Source organism: Mycobacterium sp., from assembly GCF_036488105.1.
GTDB lineage: Bacteria > Actinomycetota > Actinomycetes > Mycobacteriales > Mycobacteriaceae > Mycobacterium.
Genome location: NZ_DASXHW010000287.1, coordinates 1 through 7,359 on the forward strand (window position 1 = coordinate 1; position 7,359 = coordinate 7,359).

Below are 7,359 nucleotides of genomic sequence, written 5' to 3' on the forward strand. Positions count from 1 at the left end.
CGACGAAGCAAACGCGCATCTACTCGAGTACTCCGTCAACCGCGCGACGCTGCTTGACGGCTTGCGCGGCATCGGTATCGACCGGCTGGCACCCACCGACGGCGCGTTCTACGTCTACGCCGACGTCTCGGACTTCACCGATGATTCGATGGCCTTCTGCTCAAAGCTGTTGGCCGACACGGGTGTAGCGATTGCACCCGGTATCGACTTCGATCCCGAGCGCGGCGGCTCCTACGTCCGGCTCTCCTTCGCCGGACCTGCCGGCGACATCGACGAGGCGCTGCGCCGAATGGGCAGCTGGCTTAACGGTTAGAACGGCGTCGCTAGCTTATCTGCGTCCCATATCGCCCATGTGCATATCGCCGAAGTCGTGCATACCGCCACCGATCGGCGCGTCAGGCGGCGGCGCTATCGGCGCGTCAGGCGGAAGCGCCGACGGCGCGTCAGGCGGCGGCGCTATCGGCGCATCGGCTGGCGCAGCCGGTGGCGGCGGGGCCGCAGGTGGCGGTGACGGCGGCGCGTACGGCCCGCCAGCGCACACCGGGTCGTTAGGCATGCTGATGCATGCAGTACTGGTGTTACTGGTGGGGACGCCACCTAGACCATCTGAGGGGTTGGCCGGGTTGGCTGCACCGGCATATGGGCCGAACGCGCACACGCCTACCGTGGGCATCGTCGCGCATAGGGGATCAGACGGGCTGCTGGGAACGCCAGGAGGATCGTCGAGCGGAGCGGGCGCACCAGCACCGCCTGCGAAGCCGGGCCCTGCGTAGGCCGGAACGGCTACGCCCGCCGCGGCTATTCCAATCAGTGCAACGGCCCCAGCGGTTCTCGCAATTACACAGCCCAGTTCCGAAGCCATCGACCACTTCATCTCGCCCCTCACTTCCGACCCCTATGAGCCACAGCGATGTTCGCTGTTATCGACGCATCACCCGTGATAGTCGCATACTCGCTTTCGGTACGGGCGGAAATGGCCATCGCTCCGTTGTATGCCGACACAGCAGCGGAATTCGGGTGCGTATGGCCAACCGCTACGAGATAATGTGGCCGAATTCAGTCCTCGAGCAAAGGCAACAGCGACCCAAAAGAACCTACGGCAAGCTATGCCGCGAGGGTTCACCACGCTTGGCGGAGGCCGTCTAGGCCGCCAGTGCCACCCGAAATTCGGCTTGGCTGAGCAGCTTTCGCTACTCTGCTGCGGAACGCGCACGCCGCCAGATCCGCTCCGCCGCAGCGCGAACCCCGGCGGAAAAAAACCTCGCCGCAATCTGTACCCGATCGGCAACATTGTTCTTGCGCAATAGGTCCGGGGTACCGGACGTCATCACCGTTATATCGTACAGAACGGCCCCGAGGCGCTGCGCCGAATGGGCGGCTGGCTGCCGAGCCGTTAAGACGTCAGCTCGTCGATACGGGCTTCGAGCGCCGAGCGTTCGCCGGTGTCCGCCACGTTGATTCCGAACCGGTCGATCAGCGTGTCGACCACCGCGGCGGCATCGGGCAGCACGATCTTTTCGGTCTTGCCGTCGCGGTGAATGGAGAGATGGCGATCCGAGAGGTTGCATCGCCCGTCGGCCGTCACCAGAGAGGCCATCAGGTTGTTGACGAAATGCGACGACGGATGGGTCGATACGTACCAACTCCCGACCTTCAAATCGATCGGCGGTGCTGTCCTGGTGGAGAATTCGTACAACGATTGCCACTCGTCGCGGATCAGCGCCTCTACCACCAGACCACCCCGGCGATCCTGGAGACGATAGGGCTCATGCGTTGTCTGCTGGACGCTGCCGGTCTCCAATCGGAGGGGTGACGTCGGCGTCTGACCGCCGAAACCTACGTCGACCAGTAACAGTTGCGGTGCCTCTGGGAGGCTTACCGCCAGAAGGGTGTGCGTTTGTGACGGTACGGGCGCGCCAGGTTGCATCGTCCAGACCACTCGGGCCTTGAACCGCCGCACCCCGAAGCCGACTGCTTCCAGCACGTGACCCATCAGGCCGTTGTGCTCGTAGCAGTAGCCACCGCGGCGCCGGTGAACCAGCTTGTCGGCCAACGCCACTGGGCCCAAGTCGTCGACCGGCACGCCCAGCAGCGGATCAAGGTTTTCGAATGGAATCGTTTGGGTGTGCGCCGTCACCAATTCGTGCAGGACATCGAAGGTTGGGTCGGCCGCGCCGCGGTAACCGACCCGTTCGAAGTACCGGTTCAGATCCAGCGTCATGTGGGCCATTGTGACCCAGTGACAGCCGGATCACGCCACGCGGGCCTCCACCAGGCTCAACGGCGATGCGGTCGAGACGAGCCGGGTCATCTGAAATCCGGCTTGGCTGAGCAGGTTTCGGTACTCGGCGGCTGTGCGTTCGCGGGCAGCCAAGTTCAGCAGCATCTCCAGGTCCGCCCATTTCCCCGGGAAGTCCCGGTCGTGGTCGGGGATCACCAGTTCCACCAGCAGGATGGTGGCTTGTCGGCCTGCCGCAGCGCGAACATTGCGCAGGATCTGGACCGCCTTCTCGTCGGGCCAGTCGTGCATGATGTTCTTCAGCACATATGCGTCGCCACCGGCCGGAACGCTGTCGAAAAAAGATCCCGCTTCGATGCGAACACGATCCGCCACATCTCTCTCGCACAAGATCTTTGGTGCGTCAGACACGACCGCCGGTAAGTCGTACAGCACACCTTGTGAGCGCGGCGTCGCGGCCAGGATGGTGGCCAGCAGTGGGCCGTGCCCGCCGCCGACGTCGACGATCGTGGGATAGACACTGAAGTCGTACCCGGCCGCCACGGAAGCATCGGTCAACTCCGAGATGCTGGCCATGGTTCGGTTGAAGAGATCGGCGTGTCGCGGATCCTCGGCGAAATAGTCGAAGCTCTCCTTGCCGTGCATAGGCGGAACCACAGATTTTCCGGTGCGAATCGAATCCGCCAGCAGTGTCCAACGTTCGCGTTGCTCGCGCGATCCGTAAAACTGGGCAGCCCACACCATCGACGCCTCCGCATCCGAACACAGCGTCCGGGCAAGGGAATTCAACTCGTATCGGCCGTCGCGACGACGATCGAAGACGCCTCTACCGATCAACGCGCGCAGCAGCCGGCGCAGTGCGTCCGAGTCCGCGCCGACCTTCACCGACAACTCGTCGATGGTCAACGGCCCGTCGGCCAAGGCATCGGCGACGCCCAGTTCGGCAGCGACGCTGATCGCCTGCGACACCCAGGTCGCGATGATCATCTCCATCATCGTCGCGGGCGCGGGCATCAACCGCTGGTTGAGTCGATACAGGTGATGACGCACCCACTCGACGACGCGGGCGGCCGCGGCAGGCGGCACTTTCGCAGTCGCCGACATCACCACACCTCGGCGAGCGACGCACGACTGATCTCAGTTGAGATATCGCGATGACTGACCCAACCGAGGAACCGCGTCAGCACCCACGTCATCAAGCGGTCCGAGATGAGCGCGGCGGGCCGCAGCACCGACTCGCTGCGCGACACCTGCTGCGTCGTTACCCAGGACACCGCCTTGACCTTGCGCCGGCGGGTCTTCTCGTATTGGCGCAGGGCGCTGCTCACATCGACGCCTTCGGGTAAATCTGACAGCGCCTTGCACAAGACCATCGTGTCCAGCAAAGCCTGATTCGTGCCTTGGGCGAGTGTGGGCGGCATCGTATGCGCGGCATCGCCGAGCAACGTCACCGCACCGGCGCCGGCGCCGGGAACCGGGTGCCGAAAATGCGGAAACGGCGACGGGGCCAGATCGTCGTCGGTCAGAGTGGCGAGGACCTCGTCGACCAGATCAGACCAGCCCGCGAAATGCGACCGGATCATCTCGATCGGTCGCAGCGGCCTGACAAAGTCCGGCGACCAGGGCAAGTCGAACCACCACTGCAGATCAGAACCGCCGGCCGGCCACAGGCCAAGATTTCCGTGCTCGCCGATCATCATCCTGGCTACCTGCGGTTCGGGAATAACGGGAAGGGTGACGAGGCCTTGCCAGCTGCACCACCCCGTCGGCTTCGCAGCCGGCGCACCGACGACATCGCGGACAACCGAGTGCAGGCCGTCCGCGCCGATCAGCACATCCCCATCGGCTGAGCTGCCGTCCTCGAAGTCGACCCGTACGCCACTACCGTCATTCGCTACCCGCGCGGCACGGGTGTTGCAGCGGATGCGATCGGCCGGAAAGCCTTTGAGCAGTCGTTCCAGCAGGACTCGACGCGGCACCATCCGAATCGGCGCGCCCAGCCGGTTCACCATCGCGTCGAGGTCCATGGTGGCGAGCGGCCGGCCGGTGGATGTCATGACCCGCACGGCCGACAGCGGCTGACCGGCTCCGGTCATGTCGACACCGAGCTGGTCGAGAACCGTTGCGCCGTTGGACCAGATCGTCACGGCGCCGCCGCCGGCGGTCACGTTCGGGCGCTGGTCGAAGACGGCGACGTCGTGTCCGTCACGCAGCAACCCTCGGGCGACCGAAATGCCGCTCACGCCCGCGCCGACAACCAGGATCCGGGATTTCAATAGACGCCCCGCCCTAGTCCTCTGCATGCCGTTCGTAGTCCCACCGCTCCAGCCAAGCCTGTAGTTTCACCAGGCCGTACCCGACGACGGGCGTGGCGACCCAGAAGTAGACCATCACCAGCGGACTCATCTCAAAACCCTTCTCAAACCCTATGCTCCTACCACGCGATAATTCGACGAAAAGTTCATCGCGGCGCCTCACCTGCGGAGAAGATGGACCGGTGAGCCTGGTGATCTCCGACCACGAGCGGGCGGCGCTGGCCGAGCTTGCCCAGTTCCCGCTGTTCGCCGCGCTGACGGGCCGGCGGTCGCGCCGGTTTCCGGTCGGCGGCCGGATCCCCGCCGGGGCGCTGGCCTTCACCAGTCGTCGGCCAATCCAACCGCTGTCAGAAGTCGAACGGGCCCTGCTTATTTCGGTAACCGGCGGAGTGACGGGTTGGAATTTCGGAATCACCCATAACCCCAGCTACGCCCCGTCGTTTCCCAACTACGCGGGAAGCGCGACGGGCCGGACCTTCCCGTCCGCCGCGGGCTTCCACACCAGCCAGCTGTTCTTCACCGACGACACCGGCAGCTACCTGCTGCCCAACCGCGACGAGCCGCCGCGCGAATTCGACAGCATCGAAGGGTGGATCGGTCACACCGCGGCGTCGTATGTGCGGATTTCGGATGCCCGCCTGGAACTGCCCCGCGAAGAACCGTATATGGAAGGCCACAACATCTGGATCGGAAACCATCCGGGCAGCCTCCTGGCATTCCCGGTGGCCGATCTCGCCGAGCACCTGATGGAGAACCTGTGGTTCTTCGCGGCCAACGGCTACCCGATCACCGACGACATCAACGGCCGCAATATCCCTGGCCTTGACCGCTTTTCGTTACCCCATGCCGATGACCCGCTTCCGCTGTCGTTCGTCGAGCAGTACACGATCACTGAGGCCAGCGCGGAACTGGCGATCGCCACCAACAACGGGGTGCTGGCGCTGCAGGCATTGGGGCTCGGCGGCTGGACCTACGACGGGCTCGACCGGTTGTCCATATTGGGCGGCTCCGGTGATCCGCGGGCACCGGGGTTGGGCTTCGTCGCCGACGACGACGAGCGCTGGCCCTTCCCGAACGCCACCGGGCTGCCCGGATATTTCGAGACCCTCAGTCCGCCGCATGTGCCGTCGGTGGCAGCCGGCGTGGAGAAGCTGGTGGCTCGAAAGTTCAGTCCTGGCGGGCCATTTCACCCGGATACGCCCGGACCGTGGTCGGATACCCAGACGGTGCGCGGCTCCGCGCTGCCGCCAGAGGGCATTCAACAAGTGGTGACCGGTGAAGCGTCCTACATCTACGACACCTTCGGCAAGCTGCCCGGCACCGTGCCGACTGTGCATGTCCTGATGTATCTACAAGCCCAACATCTCGACACTGACTTCTACGACGAACTATTCGGGCCTGGGGCGTATTTGAGCACTCACGCCGAGCATCAAGACCGCTGGCACCGAAGCTAGACCGGTCGGCTCGCGTTCACCGTGACGCCGGCGGGCGCGTAGCGGTCCGGGTCCGCGACTTCCCAGTCGTCCCTCCAGCTGGCCGGTGCATGGTTGAGCAGCACTGCGGGCTCGAGCCATTCGTAAAGCTCGGCGTACGAGCGTTGCTCGGTGGGCGATATCCGCTTGCGCAGCATGTGCGGGTTGAGCATCGACAGCTCCGAGACACCCATCGAGGCCATCATGCGCATGGCTTGCGCGACGGTGGCGCGTTGGTAGTTGTACACCCGCTCGCTCTTGTCGGCGACGTCAAGGGCACGGGCTCGATACGGATCCTGGGTTGCGACGCCCACCGGGCAGTGGTTGGTGTGGCATCGCTGCGATTGGATGCAGCCCGCCGCCATCATCATCGATCGGGCGGAGTTGGTGTAGTCGGCACCCTGAATCAGGCGCTTGATGATGTCGTTTCCGGACGCGACCTTGCCGCCCGCTCCGATCCGTATCCGGTCCCGCAGGCCCGTTCCCACCAACGCGTTGTGCACGATCATCAACCCGTCGGTGAGCGGAAGTCCAACATTGTCTTCGTATTCCAATGGCGCCGCGGCGGTTCCGCCCTCGGCGCCGTCCACAATGATGAAGTCGGGCGTCACCCCTTCGGCCAGCATCGCCTTGCACGTCGCCAGCACGTCGATCCGTGAGCCGACGCACAGCTTGAATCCCACCGGTTTCCCGTCGGCCAGTTCGCGCAATCGGGCGATGAAGCGAACCAGTTCACGCGGGGTCTGGAAAGCCGAGTGCGCGGCCGGGCTGACGCACTTGACGCCGACCGGAACTCCGCGGTAACCGGCGATCTCCTGAGTGACCTTGGCCGCGGGCAGCACGCCACCGATGCCGGGCTTGGCGCCCTGACTCAACTTGATCGAGATGCATTTCACCAGGGGATGAACTGCCTTGGCCGCGAACATATCTGGATCGAAGGCTCCGTCCTTGGTACGGGCACCGAAGTAGCCCGAGCCGAGTTCCCAAATCACGTCAGCGCCGCCAAGATGGTAGGGGGTCAGGCCGCCCTCGCCGGTATCGTGGGCGAACCCACCCTTGCGGGCGCCGTTGTTCAACGCGCGCAACGCGTTGCCGGACAGCGCCCCGAAACTCATTGCGGAGACGTTCATCAACGCCATGTCGTACGGCTGCCTGCAATCGGGCCCACCGACCCGCACCCGGAACGGCTCGGCGGGCGGCTCGACCGGTCGCGCCGTGTGCACCAGATACTCGTAGCCGACCTGATCGATGTCGCGCTCGGTGCCGAACGCCAACTCTGCGGCGGTGCCCTTGGCCCGTTCGTAGATCAACGATCGAACGTCGCGGTCGAAGG

The 7,359-nt window shown here is 64.7% G+C and carries 7 protein-coding genes; 2 read left to right on the forward strand and 5 right to left on the reverse strand.

Annotated features, from left to right (window positions below):
* Nucleotides 1–313: aminotransferase class I/II-fold pyridoxal phosphate-dependent enzyme (locus VGH54_RS14735; RefSeq protein ID WP_331512782.1), on the forward strand; the 313-nt coding region annotated here is incomplete at its 5' end.
* A gap of 15 nt (nucleotides 314–328) precedes the next feature.
* Here the strand turns inward: VGH54_RS14735 and VGH54_RS14740 are convergent.
* The 4 genes from VGH54_RS14740 to VGH54_RS14755 form a co-directional block, all read right to left on the reverse strand.
* Nucleotides 329–556, reverse strand: coding sequence for a hypothetical protein (locus VGH54_RS14740; RefSeq protein WP_331512783.1), 228 nt, complete (start codon nucleotides 554–556; stop codon nucleotides 329–331).
* A gap of 837 nt (nucleotides 557–1,393) precedes the next feature.
* Complete coding sequence (locus VGH54_RS14745; protein ID WP_331512784.1) at nucleotides 1,394–2,221, reverse strand: arylamine N-acetyltransferase; 828 nt, start codon at nucleotides 2,219–2,221, stop codon at nucleotides 1,394–1,396.
* 30 nt (nucleotides 2,222–2,251) lie between these two features.
* The gene (locus tag VGH54_RS14750; RefSeq protein WP_331512785.1) at nucleotides 2,252–3,343 is read right to left on the reverse strand and encodes a methyltransferase; all 1,092 of its coding nucleotides are present in this window, start codon (nucleotides 3,341–3,343) and stop codon (nucleotides 2,252–2,254) included.
* A complete protein-coding gene (locus VGH54_RS14755; protein WP_331512786.1) occupies nucleotides 3,343–4,542 on the reverse strand; it encodes an NAD(P)/FAD-dependent oxidoreductase in 1,200 nt (399 codons plus the stop codon). Before VGH54_RS14755 ends, VGH54_RS14750 begins: the two co-directional genes overlap by 1 nt.
* Before the next feature lie 194 nt (nucleotides 4,543–4,736).
* Here VGH54_RS14755 and VGH54_RS14760 point away from each other — a divergent pair, with 194 nt between their 5' ends.
* On the forward strand, nucleotides 4,737–6,008 hold the full coding sequence (locus VGH54_RS14760; RefSeq protein WP_331512787.1) for a hypothetical protein: 1,272 nt from the start codon (nucleotides 4,737–4,739) through the stop codon (nucleotides 6,006–6,008).
* Here VGH54_RS14760 and VGH54_RS14765 read toward each other — a convergent pair.
* Nucleotides 6,005–7,359, reverse strand: a 1,355-nt coding sequence (locus tag VGH54_RS14765; protein WP_331512788.1) for an FMN-binding glutamate synthase family protein, incomplete at its 5' end; no start/stop codon positions are given. The two genes, VGH54_RS14760 and VGH54_RS14765, sit on opposite strands and share 4 nt — an antisense overlap.